Here is a 16,186-nt window from a genome sequence, read left to right as displayed (position 1 = left end):
TCGGCGGAGCTTTGACCGTATGGTGTGGCTCGAATCGAAGGAGCCCCTGTTGTCGAAGACGAATGATTCCGCTGTGCGCGTGGTTGACTCGGAGCGGGATTATGTGTCCTCCCTGTACGAGTTGCTCGCCGAACGGCTTTCCGAGGCGCGCGCACATCGGGCGAGTGTGCTCAAGGCCCCGGCGGAAAGCGCCGGTGAGGCATACGAACGAGAAATCGCCGCAGAGCGCCTGGCCAAGGAAATCGGCCGGCTGGAGGGCGCCGAAAAGGGGCTGGTCTTCGGTCGCGTCGACTGGGCGGACGGCACGGCCCTGCGCATCGGGCGGATCGGACTGCAGACGGAGGAGGACGACCTGCCACTGCTCGTGGACTGGCGCGCGAACGCGGCGCGGCCCTTCTACGAGGCGACACCGGTCCACCCGATGGGCCTGCGGCGGCGCCGGCACCTGCGCATCGAGGAGCGCACGGTCGTCTCGGTGAGCGACGAACTGCTGGACGGGAGCGCCCCGACCGACGAGGACGTCGTGGGGGACGGCCCGTTGACCGAGGCTCTGTCGGCACGGCGTACGGGCAGGATGCACGCGGCCGTCGCGACGCTGCAGGCCGAGCAGGACGAGATCGTCCGCTCCGCCCACCGCGGGGTGACCGTGGTGCAGGGCGGGCCCGGCACCGGCAAGACGGTGGTCGCCCTGCACCGGGCAGCCTATGTCCTGTACGCGTTCCCGCGGGCCGCCGAGGAGGGTGTCCTGGTGGTGGGCCCGAACGCCCGGTTCCTCGACTACATCTCCCGGGTCCTTCCCTCGCTCGGCGAGAACGACGTCGTTCTGGCGACCTGCCGGGAACTGGCCGGGGTGTCCACAGGCGCGGTGGGCCCGTTCGGTGCGGCGCGTCTCAAGGGCAGCTCCGATCTCGCCGCTGCCTTGGCGGGCCTGCTGCGCGCCCACCAGGCCCCCGTCGGTGACTTCACCGTGCGGGTCGGACGGGAACTGGTTCACCTGTCCGGCGAGGAGGTCGCCACGGCACGCGATGCCGCCGTGGCGGCCGCACCGGGGCACAACCCCGCGCGCCGGGTGTTCAAGGAGCTCTTGGTCGACGCCGTCACCGACGCCATGCGACGAGACATGGGTGACCTCCTGGAGCAGATCGACGCCGATGCCGAAAGGATGACGGGCATCAACTTCGACCGGTTCACGGGAGTCGCCCAGCGCCGTGCCGAAGGGGCGGTCGACTCGGGTCCGGTCCACGAGCTGGACCTGGACGCCGTCCGAGCCGATCTCCTCGACGACGCCGGCGTCGACCGCGCGGTCGAGGTGTTGTGGCCGCGGCTGGTACCGGGTGACCTCGTGCAGGCGCTCCTGACGAACGCAGGCGCTCTCGCCGAACTCCTGCCCGGTCTGACCGCGCAGGAGCGGTCCCTTCTGCTGCGCGGTCCGGACGACCCGTGGACCGATGCCGATGTGCCGTTGCTGGACGAGGCGGCGAGCCTGGTCGACGGCCCCCCCGAGCGGACGTACGGGCACGTCGTCGTCGACGAGGCGCAGGAACTGACCGCCATGCAGTGGCGGATGATCGTCCGCCGCTGCCCGTCCCGGGCGATGACGTTGGTGGGTGACTTCGCCCAGGCGGGCCCGGTCGCGACGGCACGCGACTGGACGGAGGCACTGAGCCCCCACGTCGGACCGCGGTTCAAACTGCACAACCTGACCGTCAGCTACCGCACCACGCAGGAGATCCTGGAGGCCGTCCGGGATCTGCTCGCGCGGATCGCTCCGGACCAGGAGCCCACACGGTCACTGCGAAGCGGTGAGAGCCCGCGCACCGTGACCACACCTCCGGACGGGTCGGTCACCACCGTCGTTCAGGAACTCCGCGCCCAGAGCACCGCGCACCCGGGTGAGCTTCTGGGAGTGATCTGCGCGGACACCAGGGTGAGCGAGCTGACGGCCCAGGGCGTTGCTCACCACGCACGCATCGTGCCGGCGTCCGAAGCACGCGGTCTGGAGTTCGACGGCGTCGTCGTCATGAACCCCGAGGAGATCATCGCCGCCCGCCCCGGTGGGGAAAGGGACTTGTACGTGGCCCTGACCCGGGCCACCAAGCGCCTCTGCACGATCACCGTCCACCCCGCCTGACGGTTCGGCGCCCGCGTCGCCGCGCGGCGTTGCGTTGGCGTGTCTGCTGCGCCGTGGTTCCCGGCGTCGTCGCCACGGCCGGTCCGGGTGCCGGTGAGCACGGGCGAGCCGGTGGGGTGGGGTTCTCGCCGAGGGGCCGGACGGCCTACCGGCCGGCGCTGTCCGGGGGCCGGGCGGGCGGGGGGACACGCAGTACCGGGAGTGCGCAGAGCGCGGCTGCCGTGGTGGCGCAGACGGCGGCCATGGCGAGGACCGTCCAGGTCGACGGGGCACGGGCGATGCCCGCACCGATGCCGCTCAGCTCGCCCTGCCGGTCGATGAGCCGGCGGACGAGCGGGATGGCGACGGCCGAGCCGACGGCGACGGTGATCAGGGCGATGGCTGTCCCGCGGACGGCGAGTACGACGGCGGACTGGCTCGGGGTGAGGCCGATCGCCCTGAGCAGGCCGAGGTCCCGGCGGCGTTCCTGGAAGCCGGCGGTGGCTGTGGTGAGCAGGTCGACCAGGCCGATGAGGGCGAGGACGAGGAGGAGACCGACGACGCTGGCCCGCAGGGCGCCGGGCCTGGTGACCGGGCCGGTGGGGAGGCGGATCTCCGTCCGCCCGGCGAGGCCGACGCGGGCGGGGAGGTCGCGCTGAACGGCGGCCGGGTCCTGGCCGGGGCGCAGGGTCAGTTGCCAGAAGTCGGGGTGGGTGGGGTCGCCGGGCCGGTCCAGGGTGTCGAAGCCGGTGGACAGGACGCGGCCGCCGTGTTCGGGTTCGAGATTCCGTCCGACGATGTGCAGGATGCGGGGGGTGTTCCCGGTGGTGAGCCGCACCCACTGGCCGACCCGGGCGCCGAGCAGGTCGAGGGCGCCCTGTCCGGCAACCGCCTCGTCCGTGGCGTGGATGGTCCGGCCCTCGACGACGGTGTACGGGTACGGCGCCTCGGTGGTGCCGACGGCGCGCAGGGTGAGTGTCGCGGACTGGCCGGGCGCGAGGGCCTGCATCTCCGCGCCGGGGTAGGCGCCGCTCACGGCGGTGTCGGCCGCCAGGGCGGCGGCGAGCTGCCCGTCGCCGGGCGTCTGGTCGGGGGTGGTCCGGCGGGCGGTGACGGACGGGACGGTGGCGCCGTGATCGGGCCGGGTGACGGCGTCGAGGGTCGCCCAGGTGCTCAGGGCCAGGGTGGCGGCGACGACCGGGACGGTCAGGCGCAGTGCGCTGCCGACCAGGTCCGAGCGTCGGCGCAGGACGCTGCCGAGGCCGAACGCGAGGGCCGGGGGCAGCCGCCGGAGCGGGCCGAGCCGGACCGGCCGTGCCGTCATGGCGGGTGGCCGGGTGCCGTCGGTCGGCGGGACGGGGGCGACCCGGGAGGCCCGCAGTGCGGGCAGTGCCGCGGCGGCCCCGACGGCGAGGAGCGCGGCCGCGGCGACGGCGACGGTGGTCGCCGTGCCGCCGGGGACGAGTCCGTGGAGCGCGTCGGTTCCGCCGCCGAGGGCCGGGACGGTGTGGACGGCGATCGCGGCACCGCCGGCGCCGAGCAGGACTCCGGCGCCGGCCAGCAGGAGCTGCCCGGCGATGAACATCCAGGCGACCTGGCCGGCGGTGAAGCCGACCGCCTTGAGGAGGGCGATGTCGCCCGTCCTCGCCCTGATCCGCCCGCCTGCGGCGCCGGCCACCGCGAGGGCGGCGGCGAGCAGCGCGGCGAGTCCGCTGAGTCCGAGGAGCAGGCCGGCCAGCCGGTTGTCCTGTTGCCGCGCGTCCCGCGCGTCCAGCCAGGTGGTGATGCGGGAGACGCGCCCGGCGCCGAGGACGCTGACCACCCGCTGGGCCGTGTACGCGGCGTCGGAGGGGCGGGCCAGGCGAAGGCCGAGGGTGAGGCCCTGGGCCGCTTGGTCCGGCTGGATCAGGTCGAGGGTGGCGGGCGACGCCCAGCCGAGGTCGTAGCCCGCGGCTTGGCTGGGCAGTTGGTCGGGGCTGTCGGCGATGCCGAGGACCTGGAGTTCGACGGCCGCGCCGCGGCTGTCGAGGACGGTGAGGTGGTCGCCGGGGTGGGCCCAGGCGGCGTCGGCCGCGGACTGTTCGAGCACGATGCCGCGGGTGTCGGCGGGGACGAGCCAGGTGCCGGAGCGCAGGAGTGGGCGGGCCGCTCCCGGGGTGTCCCCGCGCAGCACGAGGGTGGTGCGGCCGGGCGGGCCGGTGGTGGCCGCGCCGTCGGCTCGTCGGCCGACCAGTGTGGTCTCGGCGGTGTGCTGGGGCGGTGAGACGGCGAGTACGCCGGGTTCGCGGGCGAGCACGGCGGCCGAGAGTTCGTCGGCGTTGCCCCGGGCGGTCGTCGGCGGGCGCAGGTCGATCCGGATGTCGGGTGAGCCGGCGGCCCGGAACTGCCGTTGCCACGGGTCGGCGGCGGCGCCGAGCAGCGTGCCGGCGAGCAGGAGGGCGGCGGCGGTGCCGCCGGTGGCGAGGACGATCAGAAGCGCGTGGATGCGGTGCGAGCGCAGGTCGGCGCGGATCCAGCGGAGGAGGGCGCGCACCGGCTCACCTGCCGAAATCGATGACGTCACGGACCCCGACGGCGCGCCGCGCGGCCGGGGGTTCCTCGACCCGGGCGTCGTCGGCGATCCGGCCGTCGAAGAGGCTGACGACGCGGTCGGCGGTGCTGGCCGCCCGCGCGTCGTGGGTGACCAGCACGATGGTGGTGCCCTGTTCGTGGTAGCGGCTGAGCAGGGCGAGGACGTCGCGGGTGCTCCGGCTGTCGAGGTTCCCGGTGGGCTCGTCGGCGAGGAGCAGCTGCGGCCGGTTGACCAGCGCGCGGGCCAGGGCGACCCGCTGGCGCTCACCGCCCGAGAGCTCGCCGGGCCCGGCGGTGGCCTTGTGGGCGAGGCCGAGGTCTTCGAGGAGTTCCTCGCGGCGTTCGCGGGCGGTGCGGCCGGACATGCCCGCGAGCAGCGCGGTCAGTTCGATGTTGTCGGCGACGGAGAAGTCGGGGAGCAGGTTGCCGCTCTGGAAGACCATTCCGTAGTGCCGGCGGCGCAGGCGTGCCCAGGCGGACTCCCGCAGACGGTCCACGCGGCGGCCTTCGAGCCACAGTTCGCCCTCGTCGGGCCGCAGCAGTCCGGCGAGGAGGTGCAGCAGGGTGGACTTGCCGGCGCCCGAGGGGCCGGTGACGGCGACGAACTCGCCCCGGTCGATCCGCAGGCTGATGCCCCGGACGGCGGGTATCACGGTCGAGCCGCTCAGGTGCGATCGCACCACGGAGTCGGCGGCCAGCAGCGGCGGTATCGATGGCGGTGTCGGCTCCGAGCCGGTCACGTGAGCTCCTCCTGGCAACGCTCCAGCCAGTCGAGGTCGGCCTGCAGGTGCAGGACCGCGCCCTCGATCAGCAGCAGCGAGGTCCGGTTGCCGCGCTCGGTGGCGGCCAGCTTGTTGAGTCCGCGCATCATGTTGATGCAGTGCCGACGCTGGTTGTTGATCAGCGTCAGCTGGTCGGCGAGGTCGATGCCTTCGGCCAGGATCAGCTTCATGAAGAACTCGTCCCTGACCCGGGGGCCCTCGGTGGGCGCCTCGAACCAGCCGGAGAGTTCCTCGGTGCCCTTCTCCGTGATCTCGTAGACCTTCTTGTCCGGCCTGCCCTCCTGCGTCACCTCGGTGCCGCGGATCAGTCCGGACTTCTCCAGTCGGCTGAGGGTCACGTAGATCTGGCCGATGTTCGGCTGAGGGTACGCCGCGCCGAAGGTCTGCTCAAGCCCCTGCTTGAGTTCGTACCCGTAGGCGGGCTGCCGGGCCAGCAGCGCCAGCAGCTGATGGCGCACCGGGCGTCACCTCTTCCTTCTCGTCCCTGTTCGCTGGTTACACCTCGGTCACACAGTACGGGCAGGTGGGCCCCCACCAGCAGGGAGGCCGTATAAAGGGACGTACCCCGGCGCCCACCCGTGCCGGCGGATCGAAGGAGCTCCATGGACGACCGGCCGCCCACCGGCCCCGACGCGGGTCGTCGGCGCGTGGTGCGCGCGCTGGTGGGCGGGACGGCGGTGCTCGCGGCCGGGGGCGGGTCCGCCTGGTACGGCCTGGCGGACGGAGCGCAGGCGTCGGGCGATCCGGACGGTGTCGGGCCGGTCACGCTGGCGACCGGCCGGGACACCACCCGCTACCTGCGCGGGCTGCTGGCCGACTGGAACGCCGAGCACCCGGACCAGCCCGCCGAACTGGTGGAGCTGCCCGAGGCGGCCGACGAGGTGCACGCCCAACTCGCCGGGGAGCTGTCGGCCGGCGGCAGCCGCTTCGACGTGCTCAACCTCGACGTGGTGTGGACGGCCGAGTTCGCGGCCAGGCGCTGGACCGTGCCGCTGGACGAGTCGGACTTCGCACTGGACAGCTTCCTGCCACCGGTCGTGCGCACGGGCCGCTACGACGGGCGGCTGTACGCGGTGCCGTTCGTCGCCAACGCCGCTCTGCTGTATTACCGCAGCGACGTGCTGGAGGCCGCCGGTGAGCGACCGCCCGGCACCTGGGCCGACTTGGCACGGCAGGCACGGACACTGGCGCCCGCGCACGGGCTGTCCGGGTACGCGGGGCAGCTGAGCCCGTACGAGGGCCTCTCCGTCAACGCTCTGGAGGCGATCCGCTCGGCCGGCGGGGAGTTGCTCGCCGGCGACGGGGCGGTCGTCGTCGACAGCCCACAGGCCAGGGCCGGTTTGGAGTTCCTGGCCGGGGGCGTGCGCGAGGGCTGGATCCCGCCCGAGGTGCTCGGCTACCAGGAGGAGGAGTCCCGCGCGGCGTTCGGCCGGGGTGGCCTGCTCTTCCTGCGGAACTGGCCGTACGTCTACCACGAGGTCGGCGCGGCCGGTTCCCCGGTGGAGGGACGGTTCGGTGTGGTGCCGCTGCCGGGACCGCACGGCCCGGGCAGCGGCGTGTTGGGGGGCTCGGGGCTGGCGGTGAGCCGGTTCTCCCGGCGCCAGCGCACCGCGCGGGCGCTGATCGCCTACCTGACGAGTCGCCGGGCACAGTACCGCGTGCTGACCGACGGCGGGCTGCCACCGGTCTGGGCCGACCTCTACGCGGAGCCGGATCTGACGGCCCGCTTCCCCTACCTGCCCGTGTTGCGCACGGCGATCCTGGCGGCGGGGGCGCGCCCCGCCGTTCCGCAGTACCAGCAGCTGAGCCTCGCGTTCAGCGAGACGGCGTTCGAGGTCGTGTCGGGCCGTCGGAACGCCGAGGCGGCGCTGCCGCGGCTGGCCGCCGACCTGCGCGCCATCGTCGGCTGAGCCGACGCCGACGACGGCCCGGGGGCGTGCAGCCCCTGCCGTGCGAGAACCCCTACCCGCGAGTACCTAACACGTATCTATGCATGGTCCGGTGCGTCGTTCCGTAACTTCTGGAAAACTCCCTCAAACAAGGGCTTAACAGCGTCCGCATCTGCCTGCTATACCTAACGCGAATGCATAACCGTTGGAGTAGCGAGATGCACAACCCCACCCTCCCCGACGGCGACGCGGTCACCCTGCCGCGCGCTCGTCCGCACACCCCCACCACCCCCACCACCGCCGCCGCCCGTACCTGGTGGCGCGACGCGGTGATCTACCAGATCTACGTGCGCAGCTTCCGTGACACCGACGGCGACGGCGTCGGCGACCTCGCCGGCGTCCGTGAACAGCTGCACCACGTGCGGCAGCTGGGCGCCGACGGCGTCTGGCTCAACCCGTTCTACGTCTCGCCCCAGCACGACCACGGCTACGACATCGCCGACCACTGCGCCGTCGACCCGGTCTACGGCGACCTCGCCGAGTTCGACCGCCTGGTGGCGGACTGCGGACTGCTCGGTCTCAAGCTGGTCCTGGACGTCGTCCCCAACCACTGCTCACGTGACCACCCGTGGTTCCGGAAGGCCCTGGCCAACGGTCCCGGCAGTCCCGAGCGGGCGCGGTTCCACTTCGCCGACGGGCGCGGCCAGGAAGGGGAACTCCCGCCCAACAACTGGCGGGCCATGTTCGGCGGCCCGGCCTGGAGCCGGGTCACCGAGGCCGACGGCCGGCCCGGCCAGTGGTACCTCCACCTGTTCACCCCGGAGCAACCCGACTTCAACTGGCGCAACCCCGACGTCGCCGCCCACTTCGAGGAGGTGCTGCGGTTCTGGCTCGACCGCGGCGTCGACGGCTTCCGGATCGACGTGGCGGCCGGTCTGTACAAGCACCCGGAACTGCCGGACTCGCCCGACCCGGACGTGGACGAGCGCACCCGCGACTCGGTCAACCCGTTGGCCTGGAACCAGCCGGAGGTGCACGGAGTCTGGCGGCGGTGGCGCGCGGTCTGCGAGGAGTACACCGTCCGCGACGGCCGCGAGCGACTGCTGGTCGGCGAGGCCTCCGTGCCCACGCCGGCCGAGCAGGCACTGTACGTGCGGCCCGACGAACTGCACCAGGCCTTCTTCTTCCACCTGCTGCACGCGCCGTGGGACCCCGCGCACTTCCACCGGGTCATCGACGACGCCGTGCGGGACATCACCGCCACCGGGTCGACCGTCACCTGGGTGCTCAACAACCACGACCAGGTCCGCACGGTGAGCCGGTTCGCGGGGGACGATCCGGCCTCCGGCCCCGCCCGGGCCACGGCCGCCGCCCTGCTGATGCTGGCCCTGCCGGGAGCCGCCTACATCTACCAGGGCGAGGAACTCGGCCTGCCCGAAGTCCTCGACCTGCCCGACGAGTCGATCACCGACCCGATCTTCCGCCGGACCGGCAGCCGCACCGGGATCCGCGACGGCTGCCGGATACCGCTGCCGTGGTCGGGTAGCGAACCCCCGTTCGGGTTCAGCCCGCCGGACACCCCGGTCGGCCCCTGGCTCCCACAGCCGGACTCCTTCGCCGCCCGCACGGCCGAGCGGCAACGGGCCGACGGTGGATCCGTCTACCACCTGTACCGCACCGCCCTCCAGCTGCGCCGTGAACTCCCGCAACTCGGCGAGGGCACACTGCGATGGCTGGAGACCCCGCCCGGGGTCCTCGCGTTCGTCCGCGGCGAGGGCCTGGTGTGCGCCGTCAACTTCGGCGACACCCCCGCGCCGGCTCCGGTCCTCGGCCCGCCCCTGCTGGCCAGCGGCCCGTGCGCCGACGGCGTCCTGCCGCCCGCCACCGCCGCCTGGTGGATCGACCACTGCGCCGCCGGCTCCAACTGACCGTCCACCGCACCACGAAGCCCCGAACCCCCACCCACCTCACGGAAGAGGACTCGACGATGAGACTCCGTAGCGCTCTCCCCACCCTGGCCGCGTCCGTCGTGCTTGCCGCCACCGCCACCGCCTGCGGCAGCGGGGGAGGCGGCACCGCCGCCGACTCCACCACCCAGGAACTCAAGGGACAGACCCTGACCGTCGCCGCCGTGTGGAGCGGCACCGAGCAGGAGAACTTCAAGAAGGTGCTGGACGCCTTCACGGCCAGGACCGGAGCCACCGTCAGCTACACCTCCACCGGTGACAACCTCTCCACCGTGGTCGGCAGCAAGATCGAGGGCGGTGACCCGATGGACGTGGTCATGGTCGCCCAGCCCGGCGTGATCAAGCAGTTCGCCGACAAGGGCTGGCTGGCGCCGCTCGGACCCACCGTCACCGACGCCGCGAAGAAGAACTACGCCGGCATCTGGTCCGGCCTCGGCACCGTCAACGGCACGCAGTACGGCCTCTACTTCAAGGCCGCCGACAAGTCGACCGTCTGGTACAGCCCCTCCGCCTTCCAGAACGCCGGCGTCCAGCCCCCGACCACCTTCGACGACCTGCTGAACGTCGGCCGGACGCTCTCCGACTCCGGCACTCCGGCGTTCGCCATCGGCGGCCAGGCCGGCTGGACCCTGACCGACTGGTTCGAGAACGTCTACCTCTCCCAGGCCGGACCCGAGCTCTACGACAAGCTCACCCGGCACGAGATCCCGTGGACCGACCCGTCGGTCCTCAAGGCCCTGACCACGCTCGGCAAGGTCTTCGGTGACAGGCAACTCGTCGCCGGTGGCGGGCAGGGCGCCCTGCAGACCGACTTCCCCACGTCCGTCCAGCAGGTCTTCGGAGCACAGCCCAAGGCCGCCATGACCCACGAAGGTGACTTCGTGGGCGGTGTCATCGCCTCCGAACTGAAGAAGCAGGTCGGCACCGACGCCAAGGTGTTCCCCTTCCCCGCCGTGGACGGCGGCAAGGCCCCCGTCATGGGCGCGGGCGACGCGGCCGTCGTCCTCAAGGGCGCCAAGCACCCCGAGGCCGCGCAGAAGTTCGTCGAGTTCCTGGCCGGCCCCGAGGCCGCGACCGTCTGGGCCAAGGCCGGCGGCTTCATCTCGCCCAACAAGGCCGTCGACCCCTCGGTCTACCCCGACGACACCACCCGGCAGTTCGCCAGGTCGGTGATCGACGCCGGCGACACCTTCCGCTTCGACATGTCGGACCAGGCCCCCGCCGCGTTCGGAGGAACCGCGGGCCAGGGCGAGTGGAAGGACCTCCAGGACTTCCTCGCCGACCCCTCCGACGTCCAGGGCGCCGCCGCCAGGCTCGAAGCCGACGCGGCCAAGGCCTACAAGGGCTGATCCACCATGTCCCTGCGCTCACCCCGCAGTGGCCGGGCATCCGGTGGCGCCCTCCGGCGCCACCGGGGCCTCGCCCTGCTCTTCGTCCTGCCCGCCCTGTTGCTGCTCGGCGCCCTCGTCGTCTATCCCATCGGCTACTCGGTGGCCCGCAGCCTCTTCGACGCCTCCGGCCACCGATTCGTCGGACTCGACAACTACGGCACCGCCTTCACCGACCACGCCACCCTCACCGCCGTGCGCAACAACGCGATCTGGGTCGCCGTCGCCCCGGCCCTGGTGACCGCCGTCGGTCTGGTGTTCGCGGTGCTCACCGAGAAGATCCGCTGGGCCACCGCGTTCAAGCTGCTCGTCTTCATGCCGATGGCGATCTCCTTCCTCGCCGCCGGGATCATCTTCCGCACGGTGTACGACGCGGACCCGCACCGCGGCGTGCTCAACGCCGCCGCGGTCGCCGTCCACGACACCTTCGACGACCGGCCGTCCTACCCCGGCGCCCACCCGCGCCCCGGCGCCGGCCTCGACCAGGCCCAGGGCGGCGACGTCACGGCACCCACCAGCACGCGCGTCGTGCTGCTGCCGCTCGTCGGCGTGCAACCCGGAGCGCTCCCGGCCACCGCCCTGACGGCCCAGGAGCCGGCCGGCGGCGACGGGGTCAGCGGCACGGTGTTCCTCGACTTCGTCCCGGGCGGCGGCGGCCACCCCGGCCGACTGGAGGCCGGGAAGAAGGGCCTGCCCGGCGTCACCGTCCAACTCCGGGACGGAGGGAGGACGGTCGGCACCACCACAACCGCCGCCGACGGAACCTTCCGGTTCGGCGCGGCCCCGTCCGCCACCACCTCGGTCGTGATGCCGGCCGCGAACTTCGCCGCCCCCTACCGCGGCATCGACTGGCTCGGCCCCGCGTTCATCACCCCGGCCATCATCGGCGCCTACATCTGGATCTGGGCCGGCTTCGCCATGGTCATCATCGCCGGGGGCCTCGCCAACCTGCCCCGCGAGACCATCGAGGCGGCCAGGATCGACGGCGCCGGCGAATGGCAGATCTTCCGCCGCATCACCGTGCCCCAACTCGCCCCGGTCCTCGGCGTCGTGTTCATCACCATGGTCATCAACGTGATGAAGATCTTCGACCTGGTGTACATCATCGCGCCCGGACCGGTGCAGCAGGACGCGAGCGTCCTGGCGCTCCGGCTCTACCTGGTCTCCTTCGGCGGCGGCAACGACCAGGGCCTCGGCAGCGCGCTCAGCGTCCTGCTGCTGCTCCTCGTCGTGCCGGTGATGCTTCTCAACGTCCGACGCTTCCGAGGGAGCCGCACATGACCACCACCCAGGCGGCTCCGTCCGCCCCCGGCACCACCGCGCCCGCACCGGCGCCCGGCGGCCGGCCCGCCCTGCCGCTCACCACTCGGCTCGCCGCCCTCACCCGAAGCGGCCTCGTCCAGGCCGTGCTGACCGTGGCCGCCGTCGCCTGGCTGGTGCCCACCGTCGGCCTGCTGGTCTCCTCGCTGCGCCCCAAGCAGGTCGCCGCCACCGGAGGCTGGTGGACGGCGCTGACCGACCCCGCCCAGCTCACCCTGCAGAACTACACCGCGCTGCTCGGCGGCGGCGACGTCCCCAAGGCGCTGTGGAACACCGTGCTCATCAGCGTCCCGGCGACCCTGCTGACCGTCGCCCTCGCCGCGGGCGCCGGCTACGCCTTCGCCTGGATGCGCTTCCCCGGCCGGGACGCGGTCTTCCTCGGCGTCGTCGGACTGCTGGTCGTCCCCGTCCAGGTCGGGCTCATCCCGGTCGCCAAACTCGAAGGCGCCGTAGGGCTGTTCGGCACCATCCCCGGCGTCGTGCTGTTCCACGTCGGCTACGGGCTCCCGTTCGCCGTGTTCCTGATGCGCAACCACTTCCTGGAGATCCCCGCCGAACTCCTGGAAGCCGCGCGGATGGACGGCTGCGGGGAGTGGCGGATCTTCCGCACCCTCGCCCTGCCGCTCGCCGCACCGGCCGTCGCCTCGCTGTGCATCTTCCAGTTCCTCTGGGTCTGGAACGACATGCTGGTCGCGCTGATCTTCGCCGGCAACGACTCGCAGCCGCTGACCGTCTACCTGCAGTCCCAGATGCGGCAGTTCGGCAGCAACATGGACATCCTCGCACCCGGTGCGTTCCTGTCCCTGCTGGTCCCCGTGGGCGTGTTCCTCTGCTTCCAGCGGTTCTTCATCCAGGGAGCGATGGCCGGATCCGTGAAGTGACACCGGCGGGTCCCGATGCTGTGCTGAACGGCGGCCGCTCAGGCGCTCCGGACGGTTCCGATGTCGGGTAGCGCGACGAAGTCGACGCCCTTCGGCCCGAACAGCTTCGCGCTGTCGGCGAACCTCTTCGAGCAGAAGGCGACACCGAGCAGCGGGATGCAGTCGAGGAGGAACAGGTCGCGCTTCGGCGGCCTCCTGAAGCGGAGTTCCCAGACCTTCTTGATCTGTCCGTCACGACGGAAGTCGATCTTCGAGTTCTCCAGGTCGACCACGTCCTCGACCTTCAGCAGCTCGGTCGGGGGGAACTTCACGAAGAAGTAGTCCTTGCGCGCGATCCGTCGGCCGGTGGTGGACACCGGGTGCAGCCTCGCGGCCTGCCACCGGCCGGTGTCGGTCGACCGCATCAGCGAGAGGAAGTCGCCGCTGACGACGTGCCCGCCGAACGACGTGTGGAAGTCGAAGTCGTAGGCCCGGTCCTTCGTGATCAGCCACAGCTCGGGCGGCAGGTCGGCCGTCGGTGCGCCGCCCGTGGCGTAGTGCCAGGCGTAGTGCATCGGCCGGTCGTAGCCGCCGTCCGAGAACTCTTCGTGGATCACCCCGTTCAGGAACACGGGGCAGCGGGCCTCCTGCTTGGACGTCAATGTGAAGTGCTGCAAGGCCTCCGCCTTCCGTTCGCCGACCTGTCGTCCCCCACCTTCGCCGACCGGCTGTGCGCGCGGGCAGCCAGGGGGTGCAGGGGGTCGCTCCTTCCTCGGCGCGCAGTCGACGGGTCCCGTGCGGGTCTCGTGCGGGTCGTGGCGTCAGTCGAGGGCGAGCCGCTTGTTGAGGGCCTCGCCGGAGGGCAGGGCATCGATGAATCGGTGCAGGAAGTCGAGCATCGCGTCGGTGTCCAGGCCCTCGGAGGCGGCGTCCATCGAGCTGTAGAGGAACTCCTCGATCCCGGCGACCGCGGTGGCCAGGCGTTCGCCCTCGGGGGTGAGGCTGAGCCGGAGGTAGCGGCGGTCCGCGGCGTCGGTGCGGCGCTCGACCAGCCCGGCCGCGACGACGCGTTCGACCAGTCGGCTGGGGTTGGTGCCGCTCTCGCACACCAGGAGCTGTCCGAGCCCGTTGAGGGTCAGGGTGCCGTGCTGCTGGAGCAGCCGCAGCACCTCGGCCTGCGACGGGGTGATGCCGTGGGGTTTGAGGGCCTGGATCAGCAGCCGGTTGCCTTCGCGCTGGGCTGCCAGGATCGCGAACCGCAGGTGCTCGGCCTTACGCATCGGTGCCCTGTCGGGTGGTCGGCAGGGTGGCGAGGAAGTCCTTGACCGCGGTGGCGTAGGTGGCCGGGTGGGAGAAGCGGAACATGTGGCCGGTGTTCGGCAGCACGACCTCGCGGGCGTCGGGGATGCCCGCGAGCATGACCTTGGAGGCGTTCTCGCCGATCAGCACGTCGTGCGAGGGGGTCAGGAGCAGGGTCGGGACCCGGACCCGGCCGAGCGCGTCGACGTAGTCGGCCGTGAGGACGGCCTGCAGGCGGGCGTCGAAGGAGGTGGCCGGGGTGTTCGCGAGGAACAGGTCGCGGCTGCGCGCCTCGCTCCAGGGCACCTGTCCGTTGTCGTCGAACGGGGAGGCGAGGCGGTGGGCGTGGGCCCGCAGCGTCAGCTGCCGGTAGAGCGGGCCGCGGGCCTTGCCGACCACCCGCATCAGGGCCTTCCACGGCTTGGAGTCGACCGGGTTGGCCGCGAATCCGCCGGACAGGACCAGGGCGCGCAGGCCCCGGGGGCGGCGGGTGGCGAGCGCGAGCGCGATGTTCGCGCCGAACGAGTCGCCGATCAGCACGTAGTCGTCCAGGTCCGCGATCGCGGTCTCGACGTGGTCGGCGTAGCGCTCGATGTCGTCGACGCCTTCGGGCAGGCGCAGCGTGCGCTTGGGCGCCTCGCCGTAGGGGGCGAGCTGCTCGGCGCTCCACGGGGCGCCGGAGAAGCAGGGGATGAAGACGAGGGTCGGACTGCTCAGTGCTTCGTTCGTGTTCATAGCAAACATGTTACGCGACATATGTGTCGTGACACAAGTTATCTGGGTCGCACGCCGGACTGCCGGAGATCGCCGGTTCCGGCGGGCCCCCGGGCAGCGGCGGGGTGATCCGCGGGCGGACACCGAGCGGACGCCGGGCGATCGCGCCGGAGCTCCGGGCCAAACCCGGTGACACGCGTGCGCCGGGAAGGGAGACTGACCCGCGGACGGCTACCGGCAGTCGGAAGCGAAGGGCAGAGCGTGGCACTGACGAAGAAGGGTTCCCGCCGCATCGTCGTCGACGGCGTGGAGTACCGCTGGCGGGTGAGCAGCAGGCACTGGTGCTGCGACTACGACGGCAGCACCCTCGGGTACGTGGTCGAGGACGCGGCCCGTCCCGGAACGACGCTCGTCGTGGAGACCGGGCGGCCGGCCGTCGCCGAACCGAACCCGGTGCCGGCCGAACTCGTCCTGCCGCGCGAGGTCGCCGCGGGCATCCGGGCCGCGCGGTCGAACGGCTGGACGCCCGACGCCGACGGCGCGCCGTTCAAGCTGCTCCTCTCCGCTGCCTGAACGCCTGAACGCCTGAACGCCTGAACGCCTGAACGCCTGAACGCCTGAACGCCTGAACGCCTGAACGCCTGAACGCCTGAACGCCTGAACCCCTGAACGCCTCGGCGGGCCGGCGGCATCGCCGTGGGCCAGGGAGGGATCGTCGCCGTACGGCCGGGCGTGGGCGGGCCGTTGTCAGAGGGGCTTGGCAGGATGCTCCCCATGCTCGCCACTCGTCCTGACCAGCGACTCGCCGGCCTGCCCGGCGAGTTTGCCCAGCCCGATCCGCCCGACGTCCGGGGCGACTTCGAGGTGCACCTGACCGTGGGGCCCGGTGCCGCCGAGGCGCTGGCCGCGTGGGCCGGCGGCCACGGCCTGAAGTTCACGCACATCCTGCTGGAGCGCGGTGCGTCGCCGTCACAGCCGATGCTCACCCTGCGGGCCGCCGGGACGGTGCAGGAGGTCGCGGCGGTGACCGCCCGGACCGCGGGGCGGCTGGCGACGGACGGGTTCACCGTGCTGCGGGCGAAGATCGAGGCGACGCCGTGGGCGCAGGGCGTCCCGGCCTCGGACGAGGCCGCCGCGCGGCACGGGGTCGGCCGGTACTTCGAGCACCACGTCAAGCTGCTGCTGCCGGCCCCGGCCCCGGCCCCGGCCCCGGCCCCGGCCCCGGCCCCGGCCCCGGCCCCGGCCCCGGCCCCGGCCCCGGCCCCGGCCCCGGCCCCGGCCCCGGC

The 16,186-nt window shown here is 72.6% G+C and carries 12 protein-coding genes and 2 pseudogenes; 8 read left to right on the top strand and 6 right to left on the bottom strand.

What is annotated here, in order from left to right:
• Positions 1-103: 103 nt before the first annotated feature.
• Positions 104-2,131, top strand: a complete 2,028-nt coding sequence (locus AB0D10_RS41340; RefSeq protein WP_360266700.1) for an AAA family ATPase — start codon at positions 104-106, stop codon at positions 2,129-2,131.
• Between the two features lie 145 nt (positions 2,132-2,276).
• On the opposite strand, the gene AB0D10_RS41335 is transcribed toward AB0D10_RS41340, so the two are convergent.
• Genes AB0D10_RS41335 through AB0D10_RS41325 form a run of 3 tightly spaced genes read right to left on the bottom strand, consistent with a single transcriptional unit; the run spans position 2,277 to position 5,921 of the window.
• A complete protein-coding gene (locus tag AB0D10_RS41335; protein ID WP_360266631.1) occupies positions 2,277-4,643 on the bottom strand; it encodes an FtsX-like permease family protein in 2,367 nt (788 codons plus the stop codon).
• 4 nt (positions 4,644-4,647) lie between these two features.
• The gene (locus AB0D10_RS41330) at positions 4,648-5,421 is read right to left on the bottom strand and encodes an ABC transporter ATP-binding protein (protein WP_360266628.1); all 774 of its coding nucleotides are present in this window, start codon (positions 5,419-5,421) and stop codon (positions 4,648-4,650) included.
• On the bottom strand, positions 5,418-5,921 hold the full coding sequence (locus tag AB0D10_RS41325) for a PadR family transcriptional regulator (protein WP_360266625.1): 504 nt from the start codon (positions 5,919-5,921) through the stop codon (positions 5,418-5,420). The genes AB0D10_RS41330 and AB0D10_RS41325 overlap by 4 nt, the downstream gene beginning before the upstream one ends.
• Before the next feature lie 144 nt (positions 5,922-6,065).
• On the opposite strand from AB0D10_RS41325, the gene AB0D10_RS41320 reads away from it, so the two are divergent.
• The 5 genes and pseudogenes from AB0D10_RS41320 (at position 6,066) to AB0D10_RS41300 (ending at position 12,908) form a co-directional block, all read left to right on the top strand.
• A complete protein-coding gene (locus AB0D10_RS41320; RefSeq protein ID WP_360266622.1) occupies positions 6,066-7,373 on the top strand; it encodes an ABC transporter substrate-binding protein in 1,308 nt (435 codons plus the stop codon).
• Between the two features lie 197 nt (positions 7,374-7,570).
• Positions 7,571-9,280, top strand: a complete 1,710-nt coding sequence (locus tag AB0D10_RS41315) for a glycoside hydrolase family 13 protein (RefSeq protein WP_360266619.1) — start codon at positions 7,571-7,573, stop codon at positions 9,278-9,280.
• A 59-nt stretch (positions 9,281-9,339) separates the two neighbouring features.
• A complete protein-coding gene (locus AB0D10_RS41310) occupies positions 9,340-10,668 on the top strand; it encodes an extracellular solute-binding protein (RefSeq protein ID WP_360266617.1) in 1,329 nt (442 codons plus the stop codon).
• Between the two features lie 54 nt (positions 10,669-10,722).
• Positions 10,723-11,988, top strand: a pseudogene (locus AB0D10_RS41305) (sugar ABC transporter permease); the annotation flags it as partial.
• Positions 11,985-12,908, top strand: a complete 924-nt coding sequence (locus tag AB0D10_RS41300; protein WP_360266614.1) for a carbohydrate ABC transporter permease — start codon at positions 11,985-11,987, stop codon at positions 12,906-12,908. The pseudogene AB0D10_RS41305 and the gene AB0D10_RS41300, both read left to right, overlap by 4 nt.
• 38 nt (positions 12,909-12,946) lie before the next feature.
• On the opposite strand, the gene AB0D10_RS41295 is transcribed toward AB0D10_RS41300, so the two are convergent.
• The 3 genes from AB0D10_RS41295 to AB0D10_RS41285 all read right to left on the bottom strand — a co-directional run bounded on the left by AB0D10_RS41295 (position 12,947) and on the right by AB0D10_RS41285 (position 14,921).
• The gene (locus AB0D10_RS41295) at positions 12,947-13,564 is read right to left on the bottom strand and encodes a hypothetical protein (RefSeq protein WP_360266612.1); all 618 of its coding nucleotides are present in this window, start codon (positions 13,562-13,564) and stop codon (positions 12,947-12,949) included.
• Between the two features lie 144 nt (positions 13,565-13,708).
• A complete protein-coding gene (locus AB0D10_RS41290; protein WP_360266609.1) occupies positions 13,709-14,167 on the bottom strand; it encodes a winged helix DNA-binding protein in 459 nt (152 codons plus the stop codon).
• Entirely contained in the window at positions 14,160-14,921 is a 762-nt protein-coding gene (locus tag AB0D10_RS41285) for an alpha/beta hydrolase (protein WP_360266607.1), read from the bottom strand. The genes AB0D10_RS41290 and AB0D10_RS41285 overlap by 8 nt, the downstream gene beginning before the upstream one ends.
• Before the next feature lie 240 nt (positions 14,922-15,161).
• Between AB0D10_RS41285 and AB0D10_RS41280 the strand changes: the two genes are divergently transcribed.
• Both AB0D10_RS41280 and AB0D10_RS41275 read left to right on the top strand, forming a co-directional pair.
• Entirely contained in the window at positions 15,162-15,473 is a 312-nt protein-coding gene (locus AB0D10_RS41280) for a hypothetical protein (RefSeq protein WP_360266604.1), read from the top strand.
• Positions 15,474-15,674: 201 nt separating this feature from the next.
• Positions 15,675-16,186 (top strand): annotated as a pseudogene (locus AB0D10_RS41275) (hypothetical protein); the annotation flags it as partial.

This window comes from Kitasatospora sp. NPDC048545 (assembly GCF_040651155.1).
Taxonomy (GTDB): Bacteria; Actinomycetota; Actinomycetes; order Streptomycetales; family Streptomycetaceae; genus Kitasatospora.
The sequence above is the reverse complement of the archived record's forward strand: the minus strand, read 5'-3'. Positions and strand labels throughout refer to the sequence as shown.

Coding starts and splice junctions, on each gene's coding strand:
- AB0D10_RS41320 (WP_360266622.1), top strand. CDS start 6,066: ATGGACGACCGGCCGCCCACCGGCCCCGACGCGGGTCGTCGGCGCGTG.
- AB0D10_RS41315 (WP_360266619.1), top strand. CDS start 7,571: ATGCACAACCCCACCCTCCCCGACGGCGACGCGGTCACCCTGCCGCGC.
- AB0D10_RS41310 (WP_360266617.1), top strand. CDS start 9,340: ATGAGACTCCGTAGCGCTCTCCCCACCCTGGCCGCGTCCGTCGTGCTT.
- AB0D10_RS41300 (WP_360266614.1), top strand. CDS start 11,985: ATGACCACCACCCAGGCGGCTCCGTCCGCCCCCGGCACCACCGCGCCC.
- AB0D10_RS41290 (WP_360266609.1), bottom strand. CDS start 14,167: ATGCGTAAGGCCGAGCACCTGCGGTTCGCGATCCTGGCAGCCCAGCGC.
- AB0D10_RS41285 (WP_360266607.1), bottom strand. CDS start 14,921: ATGAACACGAACGAAGCACTGAGCAGTCCGACCCTCGTCTTCATCCCC.